This window comes from Nocardioides sp. BP30, assembly GCF_029873215.1.
Lineage (GTDB): Bacteria > Actinomycetota > Actinomycetes > Propionibacteriales > Nocardioidaceae > Nocardioides.
Genome location: NZ_CP123620.1, coordinates 3,152,870 through 3,175,398, shown reverse-complemented (window position 1 = coordinate 3,175,398; position 22,529 = coordinate 3,152,870). Strand labels below are relative to the sequence as shown.

21 protein-coding genes, 1 tRNA gene and 1 riboswitch are annotated in these 22,529 nt (G+C 70.8%); of the genes, 21 read left to right on the top strand and 1 reads right to left on the bottom strand.

All coding sequences use genetic code 11. The features are described 5' to 3' along the window. Positions 1 to 12: 12 nt before the first annotated feature. A riboswitch (cobalamin riboswitch) is annotated at positions 13 to 121 on the bottom strand. A 230-nt stretch (positions 122 to 351) separates the two neighbouring features. Continuing rightward, the gene (locus P5P86_RS14990) at positions 352 to 2,685 is read left to right on the top strand and encodes a putative bifunctional diguanylate cyclase/phosphodiesterase (RefSeq protein WP_280608249.1); all 2,334 of its coding nucleotides are present in this window, start codon (positions 352 to 354) and stop codon (positions 2,683 to 2,685) included. An 86-nt stretch (positions 2,686 to 2,771) separates the two neighbouring features. Here P5P86_RS14990 and P5P86_RS14985 read toward each other — a convergent pair. Further along, positions 2,772 to 2,844: transfer RNA gene (locus P5P86_RS14985), tRNA-Arg, on the bottom strand. 205 nt (positions 2,845 to 3,049) lie between these two features. On the opposite strand from P5P86_RS14985, the gene argS reads away from it, so the two are divergent. The 20 genes from argS (at position 3,050) to P5P86_RS14885 (ending at position 22,501) form a co-directional block, all read left to right on the top strand. Further along, the gene (argS, locus tag P5P86_RS14980; RefSeq protein ID WP_280608248.1) at positions 3,050 to 4,762 is read left to right on the top strand and encodes an arginine--tRNA ligase; all 1,713 of its coding nucleotides are present in this window, start codon (positions 3,050 to 3,052) and stop codon (positions 4,760 to 4,762) included. A 7-nt stretch (positions 4,763 to 4,769) separates the two neighbouring features. Next, a complete protein-coding gene (gene lysA, locus P5P86_RS14975; protein ID WP_280608247.1) occupies positions 4,770 to 6,155 on the top strand; it encodes a diaminopimelate decarboxylase in 1,386 nt (461 codons plus the stop codon). A 78-nt stretch (positions 6,156 to 6,233) separates the two neighbouring features. Continuing rightward, positions 6,234 to 6,404 carry a CsbD family protein gene (locus P5P86_RS14970; RefSeq protein WP_280608246.1) on the top strand — a complete coding sequence of 57 codons (171 nt, stop codon included), beginning with the start codon at positions 6,234 to 6,236 and terminating at the stop codon, positions 6,402 to 6,404. Between the two features lie 225 nt (positions 6,405 to 6,629). After that, positions 6,630 to 7,952 (top strand): homoserine dehydrogenase, encoded by a 1,323-nt coding sequence (locus P5P86_RS14965; RefSeq protein WP_280611267.1) that lies wholly within the window; start codon positions 6,630 to 6,632, stop codon positions 7,950 to 7,952. Further along, positions 7,949 to 9,034 (top strand): threonine synthase, encoded by a 1,086-nt coding sequence (thrC, locus tag P5P86_RS14960; RefSeq protein WP_280608245.1) that lies wholly within the window; start codon positions 7,949 to 7,951, stop codon positions 9,032 to 9,034. The genes P5P86_RS14965 and thrC overlap by 4 nt, the downstream gene beginning before the upstream one ends. A 13-nt stretch (positions 9,035 to 9,047) precedes the next feature. Then, the gene (gene thrB / locus P5P86_RS14955) at positions 9,048 to 9,953 is read left to right on the top strand and encodes a homoserine kinase (protein WP_280608244.1); all 906 of its coding nucleotides are present in this window, start codon (positions 9,048 to 9,050) and stop codon (positions 9,951 to 9,953) included. Positions 9,954 to 10,198: 245 nt separating this feature from the next. Continuing rightward, complete coding sequence (gene rho / locus P5P86_RS14950; protein ID WP_280608243.1) at positions 10,199 to 12,268, top strand: transcription termination factor Rho; 2,070 nt, start codon at positions 10,199 to 10,201, stop codon at positions 12,266 to 12,268. Between the two features lie 153 nt (positions 12,269 to 12,421). After that, on the top strand, positions 12,422 to 12,634 hold the full coding sequence (gene rpmE / locus P5P86_RS14945; RefSeq protein ID WP_280608242.1) for a 50S ribosomal protein L31: 213 nt from the start codon (positions 12,422 to 12,424) through the stop codon (positions 12,632 to 12,634). 88 nt (positions 12,635 to 12,722) lie between these two features. Then, positions 12,723 to 13,802: a peptide chain release factor 1 gene (gene prfA / locus P5P86_RS14940; protein WP_280608241.1), complete on the top strand. Its 1,080-nt coding sequence runs from the start codon at positions 12,723 to 12,725 to the stop codon at positions 13,800 to 13,802. Beyond that, a complete protein-coding gene (gene prmC, locus P5P86_RS14935) occupies positions 13,799 to 14,674 on the top strand; it encodes a peptide chain release factor N(5)-glutamine methyltransferase (protein WP_280608240.1) in 876 nt (291 codons plus the stop codon). Before prfA ends, prmC begins: the two co-directional genes overlap by 4 nt. 5 nt (positions 14,675 to 14,679) lie before the next feature. Next, positions 14,680 to 15,348, top strand: a complete 669-nt coding sequence (locus P5P86_RS14930; protein ID WP_280608239.1) for an L-threonylcarbamoyladenylate synthase — start codon at positions 14,680 to 14,682, stop codon at positions 15,346 to 15,348. A 15-nt stretch (positions 15,349 to 15,363) separates the two neighbouring features. After that, positions 15,364 to 16,524 (top strand): glycosyltransferase family 4 protein, encoded by a 1,161-nt coding sequence (locus tag P5P86_RS14925; protein ID WP_280608238.1) that lies wholly within the window; start codon positions 15,364 to 15,366, stop codon positions 16,522 to 16,524. A gap of 105 nt (positions 16,525 to 16,629) precedes the next feature. Further along, on the top strand, positions 16,630 to 17,091 hold the full coding sequence (locus P5P86_RS14920; protein ID WP_280608237.1) for a hypothetical protein: 462 nt from the start codon (positions 16,630 to 16,632) through the stop codon (positions 17,089 to 17,091). A 27-nt stretch (positions 17,092 to 17,118) separates the two neighbouring features. Beyond that, positions 17,119 to 17,379: an AtpZ/AtpI family protein gene (locus P5P86_RS14915; protein WP_280608236.1), complete on the top strand. Its 261-nt coding sequence runs from the start codon at positions 17,119 to 17,121 to the stop codon at positions 17,377 to 17,379. Between the two features lie 16 nt (positions 17,380 to 17,395). Continuing rightward, positions 17,396 to 18,181, top strand: coding sequence for a F0F1 ATP synthase subunit A (atpB, locus tag P5P86_RS14910; RefSeq protein WP_280608235.1), 786 nt, complete (start codon positions 17,396 to 17,398; stop codon positions 18,179 to 18,181). A gap of 77 nt (positions 18,182 to 18,258) precedes the next feature. Then, on the top strand, positions 18,259 to 18,477 hold the full coding sequence (atpE, locus tag P5P86_RS14905) for an ATP synthase F0 subunit C (protein ID WP_280608234.1): 219 nt from the start codon (positions 18,259 to 18,261) through the stop codon (positions 18,475 to 18,477). A 64-nt stretch (positions 18,478 to 18,541) separates the two neighbouring features. Continuing rightward, the gene (locus P5P86_RS14900; RefSeq protein ID WP_280608233.1) at positions 18,542 to 19,072 is read left to right on the top strand and encodes a F0F1 ATP synthase subunit B; all 531 of its coding nucleotides are present in this window, start codon (positions 18,542 to 18,544) and stop codon (positions 19,070 to 19,072) included. Next, positions 19,072 to 19,887 carry a F0F1 ATP synthase subunit delta gene (locus tag P5P86_RS14895; protein WP_280608232.1) on the top strand — a complete coding sequence of 272 codons (816 nt, stop codon included), beginning with the start codon at positions 19,072 to 19,074 and terminating at the stop codon, positions 19,885 to 19,887. Before P5P86_RS14900 ends, P5P86_RS14895 begins: the two co-directional genes overlap by 1 nt. A gap of 53 nt (positions 19,888 to 19,940) precedes the next feature. Next, positions 19,941 to 21,581: a F0F1 ATP synthase subunit alpha gene (atpA, locus tag P5P86_RS14890; protein ID WP_280608231.1), complete on the top strand. Its 1,641-nt coding sequence runs from the start codon at positions 19,941 to 19,943 to the stop codon at positions 21,579 to 21,581. A 2-nt stretch (positions 21,582 to 21,583) separates the two neighbouring features. Further along, positions 21,584 to 22,501, top strand: coding sequence for a F0F1 ATP synthase subunit gamma (locus P5P86_RS14885; RefSeq protein WP_280608230.1), 918 nt, complete (start codon positions 21,584 to 21,586; stop codon positions 22,499 to 22,501). The last annotated feature ends 28 nt before the right edge of the window (positions 22,502 to 22,529 follow it).

Below are 22,529 nucleotides of genomic sequence, written 5' to 3'. Positions count from 1 at the left end.
GTCCGCTGGTGCGGAGGCCCCCGGCCCGCGGCCAGTGTCTGGCTGTCCCCGGAGGGATCACAGTGGCGGAACCGCCCCGGAGTCGCACCGGGTTCCTGCAGCCACGAGCGCCGCCAGCCTACGGGAGGGTGCCGCCATCACGCCCATGCCGACCATGGAACGCGTCTGCGGCGGCGGCGCGCACGCCTCCCGCCACGGGGTCTCGGCACACGACGCGCCGCAGGGAGTCGCAGGAAATGGTCACACCCGCCGATGAACACAGGGATCCTGTTCGCAGGGCCTCCGGGTGATTCCGGGTAACGGGGGCTCTACCAGCCCCTACCCACGAGCCGACCATCGGGAGCCCCACGGATGCCGACCTCATCCGCACGCGCCGCGCAGGTGCGCGAGTGGTCCTACCACCTGCTGATCCTGGCCCTGGGCATCGTCGCCGTCGTGGCGGCGGTCGCCGAGGTCGCGCGGGGCGGCGGTGTCGGGACGCACTTCGTCGCGGCGGCGGTGATCGGCGTCCCGCTGATCGTGGTCATCGCCCGCTTCCCGATGGTGCTCGATGCGGGGGCCTCCGGGATCGAGGTCGGCTTCGACTCCTCCGTGCTCATGTTCCTGCTCTGCACGATGGAGAGCGCCCAGGCGGTGATCGTGTGGAGCGCCGGCGTGCTGGCGACCCAGGCGCTGTCCGGGAAGCGCGCGGCGGCTCGGGTGTTCAACATCGGCGTCGGCATCGTCGGCGGCGCGCTGGCGACGGTCGTGTACGGCGCGATCATCGACGGCACCACCATCGAGTCACCGCGCGGCCTGCTGGCCGTGGCGCTGGCCGCCGTGACCTACTTCGTGACCGACTACGTGCTCTCGGCCGTCGCGATCACCCTCTCCAGCGGCTCCCCGCTCAGGTCGACACTGGTCCAGACCGGCACGGTGCCGGCGATCGCCTGCTTCGTCCCGCTCGACTCGCTCGGCTACCTCGCGGCGGTGGTCGCGCGGGCGACACCGTCGTGGACGCTCATCCTGTTCGGCATCCCGCTCGTCACGCTCCTGATCGCCACCAGGGCGGTGACCCGTGGCCGGGAGAACGCCCGCCGGCTGACGGTGCTCTTCGGGGCCGCGGGCCGGGCGCAGTCGCTGGCCGACCGGCAGGCGGTGGCCGAGGCGCTCGCGCGCGACGCCGCCGAGCTGCTGCAGATGAAGGACGTGCAGATCCGCAGTGCGGCCCCGGCCGAGGGCGAGATCGGGGTGGAGGTGCAGCTGGGGGAGGAGACCGCCTGGGTGGTCGCCCGAGCGGCGCACCGGGCCCGGGCCACCGTCACCGGGGACCAGCAGGCGCTGCGTGCGCTGGCGGCTGTCGCCTCGGACGCCATGGCCCGCATCGATCTCATCGACGAGATGCTGCACCTGGCCCGGCACGACCCGCTGACCGACCTGCCGAACCGTGCCATCCTGCTCGACCGGGTCACCCAGGCGCTCGAACGGGCCCGGGAGTCCAACACCCAGACGGCGCTGCTCTTCTTGGACCTGGACGGCTTCAAACCCGTCAACGACCGGTTCGGCCACGGCGCCGGCGACCTCGTGCTGGTCGACATCGCCGGCCGGTTGCGCGACTGCGTCCGCGAGGGCGACACGGTGGCGCGACTCGGCGGCGACGAGTTCGCGGTGCTGGTCGAGGACGTCGACCCTCTCGGCGTACCGGCGATGTGCCAGCGGATCCTCGCCGCCGTCGAGGAGGGCACGGTGGTCGGCGGTCAGGCGATCCGACTCGGCGTCAGCGTCGGTGTCGCCTTCGACCGCGGTCACGACACCGCCGCCAGCCTGCTGCGCAACGCCGACCTGGCGATGTACGAGGCCAAGGCCGGCGGGAAGGGCCGCTGCGTGGAGTACCAGCCGGCGATGGGCCGGGCACGGGTCGATCGGCTCGAGCTGATCGACGACCTGCGCGGCGCTGTCGAGGCCGACCAGATCGAGGTCGTCTACCAGCCGGTGGTCCAGGTGGCGACCGGGCGGGTCGTCGGCGCGGAGGCGCTCGCCCGATGGAACCGCGCCGGGGTCCCGGTGCCGCCGGACACCTTCATCGGCATCGCCGAGGAGACAGGGCTGATCATCGCGTTGGGCGAGGCGGTGCTGCGCCGGGTCGGCACCGACGCCGCCGCCCTGCTGGTCACCGAGGGCGAGCCGTTCTCGCTGAGCGTCAACATCTCCGCCGCCCAGCTGCGCAGCCCGGGCTTCATCGACACCGTCCGCTCCGCGGCCCGGGCCACGGCCGGGATGTACCTGATCCTGGAGATCACCGAACGGCAGGGCGTCGACCTCACCGGCGAGGTCCTCGCCGTGATGCGCGCGATCGCCGACCTCGGGGTGAGGTTCGCGATCGACGACTTCGGGGTCGGCTTCTCCTCGATCAGCTACCTGCACGAGCTCCCGGCGCGGGTGATCAAGGCCGATGCGGCGCTCTCGGCGAACATCGACCAGGACGACCGTGCCCGCGGACTCCTGCGCTCGGTGATGGAGATGGGCCGGACGCTGGGCTTCCACGTGGTGATCGAGGGCATCGAGCGCGCCTCACAGCTCGACATCATCTGCGAGGACGCGCCGTACAGCATGGTCCAGGGCTACCTGCTGCACCGGCCGATGCCGCTGGCGGACCTGGTGGCGCTGCTCCGATCGGAGTCGGCCCTCGAGCAGCCGCAGGTCTGACCGGGCCGCCGGAGCTGCCGAAATCACCACCGCCGGCCCCGCATGCGCAGGTCCGGCGGCTTCCGATGTCGCGCGACATCTCGGAGCGCCTTCGGCAGGATTCGAACCTGCGACACCTGGTACCGGAAACCAGTGCTCTATCCCCTGAGCTACGAAGGCATGCACCGCGAGCAGTGCGAGAGCGACCCTACAGCCCCCGGGCGACGAGGGTGAAACCGGGCACGTCGGGGCGCCCCGTCGAGCCTCTACCGATCCTCCACCGAGCCTCCGTCGAGCGGGGCGGGGTCCTGGGAGCGTGCACGACGGCGTCCGGCCGCGGGATATCGGTGCGGGGGTTGGGCGCGAGCGCCGATAGGGTTGACCGGTGACCCCTGAACAGCTCTCCACCGCGATCGTCGACGTCCTGACGACGCTGTCGGAAGATGGCGCGCTCGCCCTTCCCGACGGCGTCCCGACCAGCGTGACGGTGGAGCGACCCCGGCAGAAGGGTCACGGTGACTACGCCACCAACGTGGCGATGCAGCTGGCACGGCGCGCCGTGATCGGGGGCGCTGCCACGAACCCACGCGCGCTGGCCGAGCTGATCGCGACCGGTCTCAAGGCCGTCGACGGGGTGGCCGACGTGGAGATCGCGGGTCCGGGCTTCCTCAACATCACCGTCGAGGCCGGTGCGCAGGGCGTGCTCGCGGCCCAGATCGTCGCGGCCGGCGCCGGTTACGGCCACACCGACACGCTGCAGGGCCAGCGGATCAACGTCGAGTTCATCTCGGCCAACCCGACCGGCCCGCTCCACCTCGGCCACACCCGCTGGGCAGTGCTCGGCGACGCGATCGGCCGGGTGCTCTCGGCCGCCGGCGCGGAGGTCACCCGCGAGTTCTACATCAACGACCGCGGCGTGCAGATGAACCACTTCGCGGACTCGATCATCGCGGCGGCGACCGGTCAGCCCAAGCCGGAGGACGGGTACGCCGGGGCCTACATCAACGACCTGGCCACGGCGGTCGGCGACGCCGTCCCCGGGATCTTCGAGCTGACCGACGGCTACGGCGTGGAGGAGCGCCGCACCGCGGTGCGGGCCAAGGGCTACGAGCTCCAGCTCCAGGAGCAGCAGGACCAGCTCTCCTTCTTCAACACCCACTTCGACGTGTGGTTCTCCGAGCTGTCGCTGCACGACAGCGGCGACGGGTCGGGCGGCGTACCCGACACGCTCAAGAGGCTCAAGGAGCTCGGCCACGTCTACGAGGAGGGCGGCGCGCTCTGGATGCGCACCACCGACTTCGGCGACGACAAGGACCGCGTCCTGATCAAGTCCGACGGCGAGCTGACCTACTTCGCCTCCGACACCGCCTACTACCTCAACAAGCGCGCCCGCGGCTTCGACAGGTGTCTCTACCTGCTCGGCGCCGACCACCACGGCTACGTCGGCCGGCTCAAGGCGATGGCCGCCTGCGTAGGCGACGACCCGGCGCAGACCCTCGACGTCCTGATCGGGCAGCTGGTCAAGATCCTGCGCGACGGCGCCGAGCTCAAGCTCTCCAAGCGGGCCGGGACGATCGTGACGCTGCACGAGCTGGCCGAGGAGATCGGCGTCGACGCGCTGCGCTACTCGCTGGCGCGCTATCCCGCCGACAGCCCGCTGACGCTCGACGTCGCCGAGATCACCAAGGCGTCCAACGACAACCCGGTCTACTACGTCCAGTACGCCCACGCCCGCACCTGCCGGATGGTGGCCAACGCCACCGACCTCGGCATGGTGCTGCCGACCGGGGACGACTTCGACCCGAGCCAGCTCTCGCACGAGCGTGACGGCGAGCTGCTGCGCGCGCTGGCGGACTTCCCGCGCGTGGTCGCCAGCGCGGCCGAGCTGCGCGAGCCGCACCGCGTCGCCCGCTACCTCGAGGACACCGCCTCGACGTTCAACAAGTGGTACGACACCAAGGAGTGCCGGATGCTGCCGCAGGGCGACGAGCCGGTCGGCCCGGCGAACCTCGCCCGGCTGGTGCTCGTGGTGGCGACCCAGACCGTCATCCGCAACGGCCTGGGCCTGCTCGGCGTCACCGCGCCGGAGCGGATGTGAGCGGCCGATGAGCGGCCGCGTCCCGCCCGGCGACTTCGCCGGCACGTCTCCGGTGTGGCTGCGTGAGCCGGCCGACGTCAACGCCCTCGTGCCGCTGCTGTGGTCGCGTACGGCGCAGAAGGTCGACGGTGTCCTGCGCATCGGCGGTCTCTCCGTCGCCGACCTGGTGGCGAACGTCAACACCCCCGCCTACGTGCTCGACGAGGACGACTTCCGCACCCGTGCGCGCGCCTTCCGCGACGGGTTCGAGGGGTACGACGTCTACTACGCGGGCAAGGCGTTCCTCAGCACGGCCGTCGCCCGGTGGGTGGCCGAGGAGGAGCTCTTCCTCGACGTCTGCTCCGACGGCGAGCTGAGCGTCGCGCTGCGTGCCGGCATCGATCCGGGCAGGATCGGCTACCACGGCAACAACAAGTCGGCGATGGAGCTGCGGCGGGCCGTGCACGTCGGCGTCGGGCGGATCATCGTCGACTCCTTCGTCGAGATCGAGCGCCTGGCCGACATCGCCGCCCAGCTCGGCGTGGTCCAGCCGGTGATGGTCCGGGTGACGGCGGGGGTGGAGGCGCACACCCACGAGTTCATCGCCACAGCGCACGAGGACCAGAAGTTCGGCTTCTCGATCAGCGCCGGCGACGGGTTCGAGGCGGCGCGACACGTGGTCGCCGCGGCGAGCCTGGAGCTGCGCGGCCTGCACAGCCACATCGGCAGCCAGATCTTCGACACCTCCGGCTGGGAGGTCGCGGCGCGCCGGGTCCTGGGTCTGCACGCCCGGGTCGCGACCGAGCTGGGTCACCCGATGCCCGAGCTCGACCTCGGCGGTGGCTTCGGCATCGCCTACACGACGCAGGACGACCCGGCCGAACCGGCCGAGCTGGCCGCGCAGATCACCCGGATCGTGACGGGGGAGTGCGCCGCGCTCGGCCTCGACGTACCGCACCTCTCGATCGAGCCCGGGCGCGCCATCGTCGGGCCGGCGATGTGCACCGTCTACACCGTGGGCACCGTCAAGGAGGTCAGCCTCGACGGCGGTGCCCGGCGGACCTACGTCAGCGTCGACGGCGGCATGAGCGACAACATCCGACCCGCCCTCTACGACGCCGACTACTCCTGCACGCTCGCGTCCCGGCCGTCGACCGCGGCGCCGGTGCTGGCCCGCGTGGTCGGCAAGCACTGCGAATCCGGCGACATCGTGGTCAAGGACGAGTTCCTGCCCGGTGACATCGGCCCCGGCGACCTGATCGCGGTCCCCGGCACGGGCGCCTACGGCCGCTCGATGGCGTCGAACTACAACCACGCGCTGCGTCCGCCGGTGGTGGCGGTCAAGGACGGTGTCGCACGGGTGATCGTGCGCCGCGAGACCGTGGACGACCTGCTGGCGACCGACGTCGGCTGAATCCGTAACGCCTCCACAGCGTTCATAGGACGTCGAGCATCGGGTACCGGTTGATCTCCGACAGCAAGGAGGCAACCGATGGGTTTCGACGACAAGCTGGGCAACAAGGCCGAGGAACTGAAGGGCGAGGCCAAGGAGCGGTACGGCGGCGCCACCGGCGACGAGAGCACGCAGGCCGAGGGCAAGATGGACAAGGCGAAGGCCGACCTCAAGCAGGCCGGCGAGAAGGTCAAGGACGCCTTCAAGTAGGCCACTGGAGATCGCAGCGGAGCGGTCCGCCGTGGGTCGATGACGACCCTCATCCGTTCCGCCGGCAACGGGCCCCGGTTCCGCCGGGGCCCGTTGCCATGCGCGCTGCCCGCGGTCCCACCGTCCTGGGCTCGCGCGTCGCGGCGCAGCGGCTGTCCAGAGTCCTGACACGGTTCAGCCGCCCGGGCGCTTCGCCGATACGCTTGGCCGGTGAGCACTCAACCCGTGGCTTCCGCCTCCGTCCCCGGCGCGCGCCCCCTGGGCGTGGCCCTGCTGGGCTGCGGCGTCGTCGGCTCGCAGGTGGTCCGGCTGCTCGAGGAGCAGGCCGACGACCTGGCGGCGAGGATCGGCGCTCCGGTCGTGCTCAGGGGCGTCGCCGTACGGCGCCTGGACGCGCCCCGCGAGGTCGACGTACCGGCTGAGCTGCTCACCACCGACGGGCCGGCGCTCGTGGCCCGCGACGACGTCGACATCGTGGTCGAGGTCATCGGCGGCATCGAGCCGGCCCGCACCCTGATCCTGTCGGCGCTGGAGAACGGCGCCAGCGTCGTGACGGCCAACAAGGCGCTGCTGGCCGAGGACGGCGCCACGCTCTTCGAGGCTGCCGAGAAGGCGGGCCGCGACCTGTACTACGAGGCGGCGGTGGCCGGTGCCATCCCGATCCTGCGGCCGCTGCGGGACTCGCTGGCCGGCGACCGGGTGACCAAGGTGATCGGCATCGTCAACGGCACTACCAACTACATCCTCGACAAGATGGACACCTACGGCGCGGGCTTCGCCGAGGCGCTCGCCGAGGCCCAGGAACTCGGCTATGCCGAGGCGGATCCGACCGCTGACGTCGAGGCGTTCGACGCGGCCGCGAAGGCGGCGATCCTGGCGAGCCTGGCCTTCCACACCCGGGTGACCGGCAGTGACGTGCACCGCGAGGGCATCTCGGACGTCACCGCGGCCGACGTCGCCTCGGCGAAGGACATGGGCTGCGTGGTCAAGCTGCTCGCCATCGCCGAGCTCAAGCACGACGCCGACGGGCAGAGCGCCGTCAGTGCCCGGGTGCACCCCGCGATGATCCCCCGCGAGCACCCGCTCGCGAGCGTGCGGGACGCCTACAACGCCGTCTTCGTGGAGTCCGAGGCCGCCGGGCAGCTGATGTTCTACGGCCGCGGCGCCGGCGGAGCCCCCACGGCCAGCGCCGTCCTGGGCGACCTCGTGACGGTGGCCCGCAACCTGGTCGCCGGGACCAAGGGCGTCGCCGCGTCGGCGTACGCCGCCCGCGCGGTGCTGCCGATGGGCGAGACGCTGACCCGCTACCACGTCGCGATCGACGTCGACGACCGCGCCGGCGTGCTCTCCGCCGTCGCGCTGGCCTTCGCCGAGCACGGTGTCTCCATCCAGACCGTGCGGCAGGAGGGGCGGGGTGCCGACGCCCAGCTCGTGGTCGTCTCGCACACCGCCACCGACGCCCAGCTCAGCGCGACGGTGGAGCGGCTGCGCACCATGGACATCGTGCGCGACGTCACCTCGGTGATGCGCGTGGAGGGAGAAGAATGAGCACCACCAGCGCCCAGTGGCGCGGCCTCATCGAGGAGTACCGCGAGTTGCTCGACATCCCGGCGGCGACGCCCGCGATCACGCTGGGCGAGGGCGGTACGCCGCTGGTGCACTCGGCCTGGCTCTCCGGCGTCACCGGTGGTGAGGTCTGGATCAAGGTCGAGGGGGCGAACCCGACCGGCTCGTTCAAGGATCGTGGGATGACCGCCGCGGTCTCGGTGGCGGTGCACGAGGGCGCGAAGGCCTGCGTGTGCGCCTCCACCGGCAACACGTCGGCGTCGATGGCCGCGTACGCAGCCAAGGCCGGCATCACCCCGATCGTGCTCGTCCCCGACGGCAAGATCTCGGCGAGCAAGCTGGCCCAGGCGCTGGTCCACGGCGCCCAGGTGCTGCGGGTGCGTGGCAACTTCGACGACTGCCTCAAGATGTCGCGCGGTCTGGCCGAGCACTACCCGGTCGCCCTGGTCAACAGCGTCAACCCGGTCCGGCTGGAAGGTCAGAAGACCGCCTCCTTCGAGGTCGTCGACCGGCTCGGCGATGCCCCCGACTTCCACCTGATGCCGATCGGCAACGCCGGCAACCTGAGCGCCTACTGGCTCGGCTACACCCAGTACCTGGCGGCCGGCAGGGCGACCAGGACGCCCGTCATGCGCGCCTTCCAGGCCGAGGGTGCCGCGCCACTCGTGCTCGGCCACCCGGTCGAGCACCCGGAGACCCGCGCGACGGCGATCCGGATCGGAAACCCGGCGTCCTGGAAGCTCGCGGAGGCTGCCAAGGACGCCTCCGGCGGTCGCTTCAAGGCGCTCTCCGACGAGCAGATCCTGGCGGCGCAGGCCGAGCTGGCGCGCCGGGACGGGATCTTCGTCGAGCCGGCCTCGGCAGCCGGCGTGGCGGGCCTCCTCGACGACGTCGCGGCGGGGGACGAGGTGGCCCGCGGCTACGTCGGCAAGGTCACCGTCGTCACGGTGACCGGTCACGGTCTCAAGGACACCGTCACTGCGTTGGAGTTCTTCGGTGAGGTGCCCGACGTGGTCATCGATGCCGACATCGACGCCGCCGCGGCGGCCGCCGGCCTGATCTGACCGGCGGACGTCGATGGCACAGACGTTCGTCGCAGGACCGGTCACCGTCACGGTGCCGGCCACCTCGGCCAACCTCGGTCCCGGCTTCGACTCGCTGGGCCTTGCCCTCGACCTGCGCGACACCCTCGTCGCAGAGGTGCTCCCAGCGGGCCTGGAGGTGGAGGTCGACGGGGCCGGCGCAGCGGCAGTGCCGCGCGACGAGTCGCACCTGGTCGTCCGCTCGATGCGCGCAGCGTTCGCCGCACTCGGGGAGCAGCCGCCCGGGCTGCGGCTGAGCTGTCGCAACGTCATCCCGCACGCCCGCGGCCTGGGCTCCTCCTCGGCCGCGATCGTCGGTGGCATCGTGCTCGCGCGGGCCCTCGTCGCCGGCGGCGCCGACCGGCTCGACGACGACGCCGCCTTCCGGTTGGCCGCCGAGCTCGAGGGCCACCCGGACAACGTCGCCCCGGCGATGTACGGCGGCTTCACCATCTCGGGCCGCGAGGGTGAGGAGTTCTACTCCGTCCCCTCGCCGGTGGCCACCGGCATCGGTGCGGTGGTCCTCATCCCGCCGGGCGGGGTGGAGACCGTCATCGCGCGGGGCCTGCTGCCCGGCACGGTGCCGCACGCCGACGCCGCCGCTGACGCCGGCCGGACCGCGCTGCTGGTGGCGGCGCTGGCCGGCCGGCCCGATCAGCTGTGGCGCGCCACCCGCGACTACCTGCACCAGGACTTCCGGCGGCCGGCCATGCCCGAGTCGTTGGCCCTGGTCGACGCGCTCCGGGCCGACGGGGTGCCCGCCGTCGTCTCCGGCGCCGGGCCCACGGTCCTCGCCTTCACCGGCGGCCACGACGCCGACACCCTCCTCGCCCGTACGCCGCAGGGCTGGCTGGGCCGTGCCCTCGCCATCGACCCGACCGGTGCGCGGGTCGAGGAATGATTCGCGCCACACCAGTGCTACATTGTCCGGGCGCCGGGCTTCCGGCGTCGTACCCACCGCGCAGCAGCGCCTGATCGGCCTTCTGCACGCAGGGTGCGCACTTCCCTCCAGTTCCCGTGCAGATCTGCTCTGCACAACCGTCGAGACCGCAGGCCGGTCCGCCGTCGGGGAGGGAGGTTTCGACAAGACAAGCCATGGGCGGACCGTCCGGTGCGCCCGGCTGTGATACGTGGGAAGGACCTCACGTGACGGAAACCATCGAATCCACCGAGGCAGCGCCGAAGAAGAAGGCCGCCGGTGGACTCAACTCCATGCTGCTCGCCGATCTCAAGGCGATGGCCAGCGGCATGGGCATCGCCGGCTCGGGCAGCATGAAGAAGGCCCAGCTGGTCGAGGCGATCAAGGACGCGCAGGGCAGCCGCCCCACCCAGCGGGCGACGCAGCGTCCCGCGCGTGCCAGGGCCGAGAAGCCCGAGAAGCCCGAGAAGTCGGCGTCGACCGACGAGCAGGCGTCCTCCGAGCAGCCCGCAGCGGTCGAGAAGCCGGCGCGGACCCGTGCCGCCCGCTCCGGTCGCGGTGTCGAGGCTGCTGCGGCGGCCGGCGAGACGACGGCCGCGGCGACGGCACCTACCGCCACGCCGTCGGGCGACGGTGCGAACGAGGGCTCGGCCACCGGGGAGACCCGCCCGCGCCGCGAGCGGCAGCGCAAGCCGAAGGCCGACGCTGCGGCATCGTCCAGCGGCACCGAGGGCCGCACCGACGCGCCCGTCGAGAGCCGGTCCGCCGGTGAGCGCGAGTCCGGGCACGACGACGGGCAGCACGACGAGGGCCCGCAGCGCGAGCGCCAGTCGCGCCAGAACCAGAACCGGACCCAGGGGCACGGTCAGGGCCAGAGCCAGAGCCGCGCGTCGGGCGAGCGCGCCGGCAACCAGCACCACCAGGGCAACCAGGGCAACCAGGGAACCCAGGGCAACCAGGGAACCCAGGGAACCCAGGGCAACCAGGACAACCAGGGCAGCGCTCACAACGCCGCCAACAACGCCGCCAACAACAACGCTGCCGGCGACGTCGACGGCGACGGCAGCCGTCGCAATCGCCGTCGGCGCGGTCGCGACCGTGAGCGCAACCGTCCGGCCGGCGCCGTACGGGGGGACTTCGACACCGAGGTCCGCGACGACGACGTCCTCGTGCCGGCCGCCGGCATCCTCGACGTCCTCGACAACTACGCCTTCGTGCGCACCAGCGGCTACCTGCCGGGCCCCGAGGACGTCTACGTCTCGCTGTCGATGGTGCGCAAGCTCGGCCTGCGCCGTGGCGACGCGATCGTCGGCCAGGTGCGCCAGCCCCGCGAGGGCGAGCGCAAGGAGAAGTTCAACCCGATGGTCCGCATCGACAGCGTCAACGGGACCGACCCGGCGCAGGCCGCGAGCCGGGTCGACTTCGCCAAGCTGACGCCGCTCTACGCCAACGAGCGGCTGCGGATGGAGACCGACGCGGCCAACATGATCGGTCGGGTCATCGACATCGCCGCGCCGATCGGCAAGGGCCAGCGCGGCCTCATCGTCTCGCCGGCGAAGGCCGGCAAGACGATGATCATGCAGTCGATCGCCAACTCGATCACGATCAACAACCCCGAGTGCCACCTGATGGTCGTCCTGGTCGACGAGCGGCCCGAGGAGGTCACCGACTTCCAGCGCTCGGTCAAGGGCGAGGTCATCTCCAGCACCTTCGACCGTCCGGCCAGCGACCACACCATCGTCGCCGAGCTGGCGATCGAGCGGGCCAAGCGCCTGGTCGAGCTGGGCCACGACGTCGTGGTACTGCTCGACGGCATCACCCGCCTGGGTCGCGCCTACAACCTGGCCGCCCCGGCCAGTGGGCGGATCCTCTCCGGCGGTGTCGACTCGGCCGCGCTCTACCCGCCGAAGAAGTTCTTCGGCGCCGCCCGCAACATCGAGAACGGCGGCTCCCTGACGATCCTGGCCACCGCGCTGATCGAGTCGGGCTCGAAGATGGACGAGGTGATCTTCGAGGAGTTCAAGGGCACCGGGAACATGGAGATCCGGCTGCGTCGCGACTTCGCCGAGAAGCGCCTCTTCCCGGCGATCGACGCCATCCAGTCCGGCACCCGCCGCGAGGAGCTGCTGGTGAGCAAGGAGGAGCTGGCGATCATCTGGAAGCTGCGTCGCGTCCTCTCCGGACTCGACGGCCAGCAGGCCCTCGAGCTGCTGCTCGAGCGGCTGAAGAAGACGCACAGCAACGTCGAGTTCCTGATGCAGGTGCAGAAGACGACGCCGGGCACCGACGGCGACTGACCGTTCTCGGCCCGCGCGAGCGACGGCCGCCGCACATCGGACCCGCGAGGGAATTGGTGGGCGGCGGTCGTTGTTCGTAAGATTGCCCGTCGGTTCCGGTTCACGTCTCGCAGTCCGCGAAGGCGACCCGGCACCCCAAGAGATGAGGACACCATGAAGGCTGACATCCACCCGACCTACGTGGAGACCCAGGTCACCTGCACCTGCGGCGCCACGTTCACCACCCGCAGCACCAAGACCGACGGCGTCATTCGCGCCGACGTCTGCAGCGCATGCCACCCGTTCTACACCGGCAAGCAGAAGATCCTCGACACCGGCGGCCGCGTGGCCCGCTTCGAGGCTCGCTACGGCAAGAAGAACAAGTAGCGCCTTCCGAGCGCCGACCTTCTCCGTCCGGGGAAGGTCGGCGCTCGTCATTTCTGCACGTACAGGGTCCAACGTCCAGGAGGCGCAGATGGCGCAGTTCGAGGCAGTAGAGGGGCTCGTCGAGGAGCACGCCGCGCTGGAGAAGCGCCTCGCCGAGCCCGAGACGCACGCCGACGCACGGCTCGCGAAGCGGCTCAATCAGCGCTACGCCCAGCTCAACGCCATCATCGGCGCGTGGCGCGAGTGGCAGCAGCTCGCCGACGACATCGAGGCCGCCCGCGACCTCGCGGCCGAGGACCCGGCGTTCGCCGAGGAGGCCGAGGCCCTGACGGTACGCCGCGGCGAGGCCGAGGAGCGGCTGCGGCGGCTGCTGGTGCCCCGCGATCCGGCCGACGACAAGGACACCCTGCTCGAGGTCAAGTCGGGCGAGGGCGGGGAGGAGTCGGCGCTGTTCGCCGGCGACCTGCTGCGGATGTACACCCGCTACGCCGAGCGGCTGGGCTGGAAGGTCGAGCTGCTGGACGCGACGGAGTCGGACCTCGGCGGCTACAAGTCGGTCACGGTGGCGGTCAAGGCCAAGGGCACGCCCGAGCCGGGGCGGGCGCCGTACGCGCTGCTGAAGTTCGAGGGCGGCGTGCACCGCGTGCAGCGCGTCCCGGTGACCGAGAGTCAGGGGCGTGTGCACACCTCGGCCGCCGGCGTGCTGGTGATGCCGGAGGCGGAGCAGGTCGACGTCGAGATCAACGAGAACGACCTGCGCATCGACGTCTTCCGCAGCTCGGGGCCCGGTGGGCAGAGTGTGAACACCACCGACTCGGCGGTCCGGATCACCCACCTGCCCACGGGGATCGTGGTCAGCTGCCAGAACGAGAAGTCGCAGCTGCAGAACAAGGACCAGGCCCTGCGCATCCTGCGTGCCCGGCTCCTGCAGGCCGCTCAGGAGGCCGCCGACGCCGAGGCCAGCGACGCCCGCCGCAGCCAGGTGCGGACGGTCGACCGCTCCGAGCGGATCCGCACCTACAACTTCCCGGAGAACCGGATCTCCGACCACCGCACCGGCTACAAGGCCTACAACCTCGACCAGGTGCTCGACGGGGACCTCGGCCCTGTCATCGAGTCCGCCGTCGAGGCCGATCTGGCGGCGCGGCTCGAGGCCCTGGACAGGTGAGCGAGTCCGCCTCGCGCCGCGCCCTGCTGGCCGCGGCGACGCGGTCGCTCCAGGAGGGCGGCGTCGCCAGCCCGGCGTACGACGCGGCAGAGCTCCTCGCGCACGTGCTCGGTACCGACCGGGCCCGGCTCGTGCTGGTGGACCAGGTCGCTGCGGACCGCGTCGAGGCTTTCGAGCAACTGGTGGCACGCCGCGCCGCGCGCGAGCCGCTGCAGCACCTGACCGGCGTGGCGTACTTCCGGCACGTCGAGCTGGCGGTGGGGCCGGGCGTGTTCGTCCCGCGCCCCGAGACCGAGCTGTTGGCCGGGTGGGCGATCGACGCCCTGCGGCAGGCGCAGCAGGCGGCCGGCGGGTCGGGCGCGCCGCCGATCGTCGTCGACCTGTGCACCGGCTCCGGTGCCATCGCCAGGTCCATCACGGACGAGTGCGCGCCGGCCCGGGTGCACGCCGTGGAGCTGAGCGAGGACGCCTACGCCTGGGCCCAGCGCAATCTCGCGGGGACGGGTGTCGACCTGCGGCAGGGTGACATGGCGACGGCCTTCGCCGACCTGGACGGGACCGTCGACGTGGTGGTCTGCAACCCGCCGTACATCCCGCTGGAGGCCTGGGAGTCGGTCGCCGCCGAGGCCCGCGACCACGACCCGCACCTCGCGCTCTTCTCGGGTGACGACGGGCTCGACGCCATCCGCGTCCTGGAGCGACGAGCCGCCGCCCTGCTGCGCCCGGGAGGGGTGGTCGGCTTCGAGCACGCCGACGAGCAGGGTGAGCTGGCGCCGGCCGTCTTCAGCGCGAGCGGACGCTGGGCCGACGTACGCGATCACCGGGACCTGGCAGGTCGACCGCGCTTCGTGACCGCGAGGCTGGCACGATGACCTCCATGAGCACGCGCGTTTCCACCGGCACCGACGAGGAGCGTGAAACGGCGATCGCCGCTGCGACGCAGGCGTTGCGGGCGGGCGAGGTGGCTGTGATCCCGACCGACACGGTCTACGGGATCGCCGCCGACGCCTTCGACCCCGCGGCGGTGCGCAAGCTGCTGGCAGCCAAGGGCCGGGGCCGGGAGATGCCGCCGCCGGTGCTGGTGAACGCGGCCGCGACCGTCGACGCGCTGGCGGTCCGTATCCCCGACTGGGCGCGGGCCCTGTTCGTCGAGTTCTGGCCCGGACCGCTGACCCTCGTGCTGCACCAGCAGGCCTCCTTGCAGTGGGACCTGGGGGAGACCCGGGGGACCGTGGCCGTCCGCGTCCCGGACCACCCGCTCACACTGGAGATCCTCGGCCGGACCGGCCCGCTGGCGGTCAGCTCGGCGAACAAGACCGGCCACCCGGCCGCGCTGGACGCGGACGAGGCCGAGGACATGCTCGGCGGGGACGTGGAGGTGATCGTCGACGACGGCCCCGTGCCCGGCGGCGAGGCCTCGACGATCCTCGACGCCACCGCCGCCGAACCGCGGCTGCTGCGGCTGGGCGCGCTCGCCGTGGAGAAGATCGACGCCGTCCTGGCCCCGCACGGGGTCAGCGTCCAGGGCGTCGTGCGGGAAGACTGAGGTAGGAGAAGAAGCGTGCGCGCCTACCTCCTGCTCTTCCTCGTCGCCGGGGCTGTCACCTACCTGCTCACGGTGGTGGCGCGCGAGATCGCGCTGCGCACCGGTGCGGTGGCTCGCGTCCGGGACCGTGACGTGCACGACGAGCCGATCCCGTACCTGGGCGGCCTGGCCATGCTCGGCGGCCTGGGTGCCGCCTACGTGGTGGCGCGACACATGCCCTTCCTCACCGAGTCGCAGCCATTCGTCGTCCACGACGCCGGTGTCGTGCTGATCGCCGGCGCGCTGATCTGCGCGGTCGGGGTGATCGACGACATCTTCGAGCTCGACGCGCTCACCAAGCTCGGCGGCCAGGTGCTCGCCGTGTCCGTCCTGATCTACTTCCAGATCCAGTACACGTTCATCACCTGGTCCGACGGCTCGGTCTTCACCCTCGACCTGGCCCAGGGGGCGCTGTTCACCGGGATCGTGGTGGTGGCGACCATCAACGCCGTCAACTTCGTCGACGGTCTCGACGGTCTCGCCGCCGGCGTGGTCGGCATCGGCGCTGTCGCGTTCTTCCTGTTCTCCTACGAGCTGACCCGGGCCAACGGCCTGAGCCACGCCACCACCGCCGCCCTGCTCAGCGCCGCGCTCGCCGGTGCGTGCAGCGGCTTCCTGGTGCACAACTGGCACCCCGCCCGGCTCTTCATGGGCGACAGCGGCTCGATGCTGATCGGACTGGTCCTGTCGGCGAGTGCCGTGAGCCTCTCGGGTCAGTTCTCCTCCGAGCAGCTCTCCGAGGGCGCCGGGGGAGCGCGTGCCAGCCTGCTGCCGACGCTGCTCCCGGTGCTGCTGCCGGTGACGATCCTGATCGTGCCGTTCACCGACCTGGTGCTGGCGGTCGTACGACGTACGCGTGCAGGGCGCTCGCCCTTCGCCCCGGACAAGATGCATCTGCACCACCGGCTGCTGGAGATCGGTCACTCCCAGCGGCGCGCCGTGCTGATCATGTGGCTGTGGGCCGCGCTGATCGGCTTCGGATCGGTGCTCGCCAGCCTCTACACCGGTCCGTGGATGTGGGGTGGCGTCATCGCGATGGTGCTGGTGACGCTCGCCCTGACGTTCCTGCTGCCGAAGGTGTCGGCGCCCGGGCACCCGGCCCAGCCGGCGCTGACCAGCGGGCCGGACCAGGGTTGAACGATCCATTTCGGCATCGACCCGCGCTCGTGATAGTTTTCACGAGCGATCAGGTTCGGCTTAGAAACTGGTCGTTGCCCTGACCCCCACCGGAAACGGCCGCCGATGATGACGACCGAGTCGAGCAAGATGTTCCGCGCCTCGAGCGCCGGAACGCTGCTCGGTGCGGCGTCTGTCGCGGCGCTCGCCGGCATGGTCGTCGCCGTGGTCGCGGCACTGGTCAGTGGCGGGGGAGCCGCAGCAGCCGCGCTGGTCGGCACCGGTCTCACCTTCGGTGTCCTGGTCGGCGGCGCTCTGATCGTCGACCTCGTCGCGACCGTGATGCCGTCGGCGGCGCTGATCTTCGCGCTGCTGACCTACGCCCTCCAGCTCCTGTTGCTGCTCGTGATCCTGGCCGCCGTCGACCGCTCGAACGCCTTCGCCGCCGCGGCCGAGTCGCGCGCCCTCGGCATCGCCGCGATCTGCGTCGCGCTGACCTGGACCGCGGCCCAGGTGCGGCTGGCGGTGCGCCGTCGGATCCCGCTCTACGATCTGCCCGTCCAGCGCACCACCGCGGGTGAGCGATGAGTCACCAGTGCTGTTATTGTCCGGGGCGTGAACGACCCCGAGCGCTCGTCGCAGGACGATCCGCACGGGGACCCGTGGCGCGCCTTCGCCTACACGGTCTCCGGCGTGGCCGTCTACGGCCTCATCGGCTGGCTGCTCGATCGCTGGTTGGGGACCTCGTTCCTGGTAGCGGTCGGGATCTGCGCCGGAGCGGCCATGGGGATCTACATGACCTGGGCGCGCTTCAGCCGCTCCGCACCACCACAGCCACAGCAGCCACACCAGCACGACCCTCACCACAAGACATGACGAAGCAGGAGGCACAGTGAGTTCCGTGATCCGAGCCGAGGAGTTCAACGCCCCGGGCCCGGCGAACTTCGACCTCCCGGGCTTCTTCAGCATCGGTGGCCACGAGATCACCAAGGCGATGTTCCTGCTGGTGCTCGCCGCGATCGTCGTCTTCGGGTTCTTCTTCCTCGCGATCCGCCGCGGGTCGCTGGTGCCCGGTCGCCTGCAGTACGCCGGCGAGAGCGCCTACGGCATGGTGCGCAACAGCATCGCCCGTGACGTGATCGGCAGCCACGACTTCCTCCGGTTCGTGCCGTACCTGGTCACGCTGTTCTTCTTCATCTTGGTGAACAACCTGTTCGCCACCATCCCGTTCCTGCAGTTCCCGGCCTTCTCGCGTGCCTCGATGGCGTACGCGCTGGCGGCGGTGAGCTGGGTGGTCTACAACGCGGTCGGCGTCAAGAAGCACGGGCTCCTGGGCTATCTCAAGCTCCAGTGCGTCCCTTCGGGCGTCACGCCGTTGATGTACCCGCTGCTGATCCCGCTGGAGTTCTTCTCCAACATCCTGGTCCGTCCGGTCACGCTGGCCCTGCGTCTGTTCTGCAACATGTTCGCCGGCCACCTGCTGCTGCTGCTGTTCGCGACCGGCGGTCTCTACCTCATCCAGCACGTCGGTGGCGTCGGCTACGTCGCCGGCCCGCTCGCCTGGGTCCTGGCGATCCTGATCAGCTTCCTCGAGATCCTGGTCCAGTTCCTGCAGGCCTACGTCTTCACTCTGCTCAACGCGATGTACCTCCAGGGTGCGCTCGCCGACGAGCACTGAGATCCGCTCGGCGGATCGTCGCAACTCATCACACCAACTGCTTCGTCCGAAGCGGAAAACAACCGAAAGGAAGAGTCATGGGTGGCTCGCTCAACATGATCGGCTACGGCCTGGCCGCTATCGGCCCGGGTATCGGTATCGGTCTGATCTTCGCGGCCTACATCTCTGGTGTGGCCCGTCAGCCGGAGGCGCAGAGCCGCCTCCAGTCGATCGCGATCCTCGGGTTCGCGCTCGCCGAGGCCCTTGCCATCATCGGCATCGCCCTCGCCTTCGTTCTCAAGGCTTCGAACACCTGATCGGTCTCGGGCACCCAGCCCTCGGTCCATCACTGGTGAAGACAAGGTCAGGTAGATGAATTCAATGTTGATCGTCGCCGCTGAGAAGGAGAGCGAGAACCCCCTCGGCTTCGTGTGGGTGGAGTTCGTGCTCGCCCTCGTGGTGTTCGGCATCCTGCTCTTCCTCATCTGGAAGTACGTGACGCCGCGCTTCGAGCAGACCTTCAACGAGCGCGCCACGGCGATCGAGGGCGGGCTGGCCGCTGCGGAGAGCAAGCAGGCCGAGGCCGACGCCAAGCTCGCCGAGCTCGAGCAGCAGCTCGCCGAGGCGCGTCACGAGGCGGCGCGCATCCGGGAGGACGCGCGCGCCCAGGGTGCCCAGATCGTCGCGGAGATGCGCGAGCAGGCACAGGCCGAGGCGGACCGCATCGTCGAGCACGGCAAGACCCAGATCGAGGCCGAGCGCCAGCAGGCTGTCACAGCGCTGCGCGCCGAGGTCGGCACGCTCGCGACCGGCCTCGCCGGTCGGATCGTGGGCGAGAGCCTGGAGGACGACGTGCGGCAGAGCCGTGTCGTCGAGCGGTTCCTCGCCGACCTCGAGTCCGGGGTGAACTGATGGACGTGCGTGGTGCCTCCGCGGACGCCGTCGCGAGCCTGACCTCCGAGCTGGAGACCGTCGTCTCCGGCTCGGGGGCCTCGGCCGCCGCCGAGGTCGCGGACTCGCTGTTCTCGGCCTCGCAGACCCTGCGCGGTGAGGCGGCGCTGCGCCGGTTCCTCACCGATCAGTCGGTCCCGGAGGAGGCCAAGTCCGGCCTGGTGCAGCAGATCTTCGGCGGCAAGGTCGCCGCGGGTGCACTGCAGGTGCTCAGCGCCGCCGCCACGCGGCGCTGGACGCACGCGGGCGACCTCGCGGACGCGCTGGAGCACCTCAGCGAGCTCGCTCTGGTCCGCTCGGCCGGTACCGAGGCCAAGCGGCTCGCCGACGAGCTCTTCGAGCTCGGCCAGGTGGTGCAGCAGAACCCGGAGCTGCGCGACGCACTGTCCGACCCCAGCCGGTCGGCCGACGACAAGGCCGCCCTGCTCGACTCCCTCCTCGACGGCAAGGCCCTCCCGGCCACCGTCGCGCTGGCCAAGCAGTCGCTCGCCGGCACCTACCGCACCGTGTCGGTGGCGTTGGGCGAGTACGAGAAGGTCGCCGCGGCGGCCCACAACGAGGGCGTCGCGACCGTTCGCGTCGCCAAGCAGCTCAGCGAGGCGGAGACGAGTCGTCTCGCCGCCGCGCTCGAGCGGCACTACGGTCGCCCCGTGCACCTGAACGTGCTGGTCGACCCCTCCGTCATCGGCGGCATCAAGGTGGAGATCGGTGACGATGTCATCGACGGCACCGTGGCCAGCCGTCTCGACGACGCCCGCCGCGCCCTGGCCGGCTGACCCGGCCCCAGCACGCACCAGACTTAGAGAGAACGAGAGAGAAGGCACCTGAGATGACGGAGCTGACCATCCGTCCGGAGGAGATCCGCGACGCGCTGGCGAAGTACGTCGCCGACTACCAGCCGGAGGCCGCCAAGACCGAGGAGGTCGGCACGGTCGCCCAGACCGCTGACGGCATCGCCCGCGTCGCCGGCCTGCCCTCGGCGATGGCGAACGAGCTGCTGCAGTTCGAGGACGGCACCCTGGGCATCGCCCTGAACCTCGACACCCGCGAGATCGGCGTCGTCATCCTGGGTGACTTCGACAAGATCGAGGAGGGCCAGACGGTCCGCCGTACGGGCGAGGTCCTCTCGGTCCCGGTCGGCGACGGCTACCTCGGCCGCGTCGTGGACCCGCTCGGCAACGCGATCGACGGCCTCGGCGAGATCGCCACCGTCGGACGCCGCGCCCTCGAGCTGCAGGCCCCCGACGTGATGCAGCGCAAGTCGGTGCACGAGCCGCTCGCCACCGGCATCAAGGCGATCGACGCGATGACCCCCATCGGTCGCGGTCAGCGTCAGCTGATCATCGGCGACCGCGCCACCGGCAAGACCACGATCGCGATCGACACGATCATCAATCAGAAGCAGAACTGGGAGACCGGCGACCCGTCCAAGCAGGTCCGCTGCATCTACGTCGCGATCGGTCAGAAGGGCTCCACCATCGCCTCCGTGCGCGGTGCCCTGGAGGAGGCCGGTGCGCTGGAGTACACCACGATCGTCGCGGCCCCGGCCTCGGACTCGGCGGGCTTCAAGTACCTGGCCCCCTACACCGGCTCGGCCATCGGCCAGCACTGGATGTACGAGGGCAAGCACGTCCTGATCGTCTTCGACGACCTGACCAAGCAGGCCGAGGCCTACCGCGCGGTGTCGCTGCTGCTGCGCCGTCCGCCGGGCCGTGAGGCCTACCCGGGTGACGTCTTCTACCTGCACAGCCGTCTGCTCGAGCGTTGCGCCAAGCTGTCCGACGACATGGGCGCCGGCTCGATGACGGGCCTGCCGATCATCGAGACCAAGGCCAACGACGTCTCGGCGTTCATCCCGACCAACGTCATCTCCATCACCGACGGCCAGATCTTCTTGCAGTCCGACTTGTTCGCCGCCAACCAGCGCCCCGCCGTGGACGTCGGCGTGTCGGTGTCCCGCGTCGGTGGTGCGGCCATGACCAAGGCGCTCAAGGCCGTCACGGGCTCGCTCAAGGTCGAGCTGGCGCAGTACCGCGCCATGGAGGCCTTCGCGATGTTCGCCTCGGACCTCGACGCCGCCTCCAAGCAGCAGCTCGCCCGCGGTCAGCGCCTGATGGCGCTGCTCAAGCAGCCGGCGTACTCGCCGTACCCGATCGACGCGATGACCGTCTCGCTGTGGCTGGGCACCAGTGGTCGCCTGGACAAGCTGCCGGTCTCGGACGTCCTCAAGTTCGAGCAGGAGTTCCTAGACTACCTGCGCCTCTCGCACGAGGGCATCCTGGCGGGGATCCGTGAGTCGCTGAAGTTCGAGGACTCCACCGAGTCCCAGCTCGCCAGCGCCTACGACTCCTTCCTGGACCAGTTCGAGACCTCCGACGGCGAGTCGATCAAGTCGGGTTCCTCTCGTGCGGAGGCGCTCGAGGACGGCGATGTCGAGCAGGAGCAGATCGTCAAGCAGAAGCGAGCCTGAGCATGGCCGTATCGCTGCGTGAGTACCGCGCGCGGATCAAATCGACCGAGTCGATGAAGAAGATCACGCGCGCCATGGAGCTCATTGCTGCGTCGCGCATCATCAAGGCGCAGCAGCGGGCCAATGCGGCCGCGCCGTACGCCCGCGAGCTCACCCGCGCGGTCTCGGCGGTGGCGACGTACTCCAACGTCGACCACGCCCTGACCAGCGAGCCGACCTCACCGGACCGGGCCGCCGTCCTCGTCATCGCGAGCGACCGCGGCCTGGCCGGGGCGTACGCCGCCAACGTCCTGCGCGAAGCCGAGGGCCTGGTGGAGAAGCTGCGGGGGCAGGGCAAGAAGGTGGACCTGTACGTGTTCGGTCGCAAGGCCGAGGCGTTCTACAAGTTCCGCAACCGCCCGGTCGTCCGGTCCTGGACCGGCGGCTCGGACCAGCCGACCTACGAGGTGGCCCGCGAGATCGGCGAGACGCTGATCGAGGCGTTCCTCGCCGGTCAGGACCAGGGGGCCGACGGCGTGCACGAGGTGCACCTGGTCTCGACCCGCTTCCAGTCCATGCTGGTGCAGAAGCCGCAGGCCGTGCGCCTGCTGCCGCTGGAGGTTGTGGAGGGCGAGAGCGCTCCCGAGCCCGGTGACGTGCTGCCGCTCTACGAGTTCGAGCCCAGCGCCGAGCAGGTGCTGGACTCGCTGCTCCCGCAGTACGTCGTGAGCCGGATCTGGTTCGCCATGCTGCAGGCCGCCGCGTCGGAGCTCGCCGCGCGCCAGAAGGCGATGAAGTCGGCGACCGACAACGCCCAGGAGCTGATCAAGAAGTACACCCGGATCGCGAACCAGGCTCGCCAGGCCGGCATCACCCAGGAGATCAGCGAGATCGTCGGTGGCGTCAACGCCCTCGCCGACGCCAACGCTGCCAACGACTGAGACCCCTCGAGAAGGAAACCGAATCACC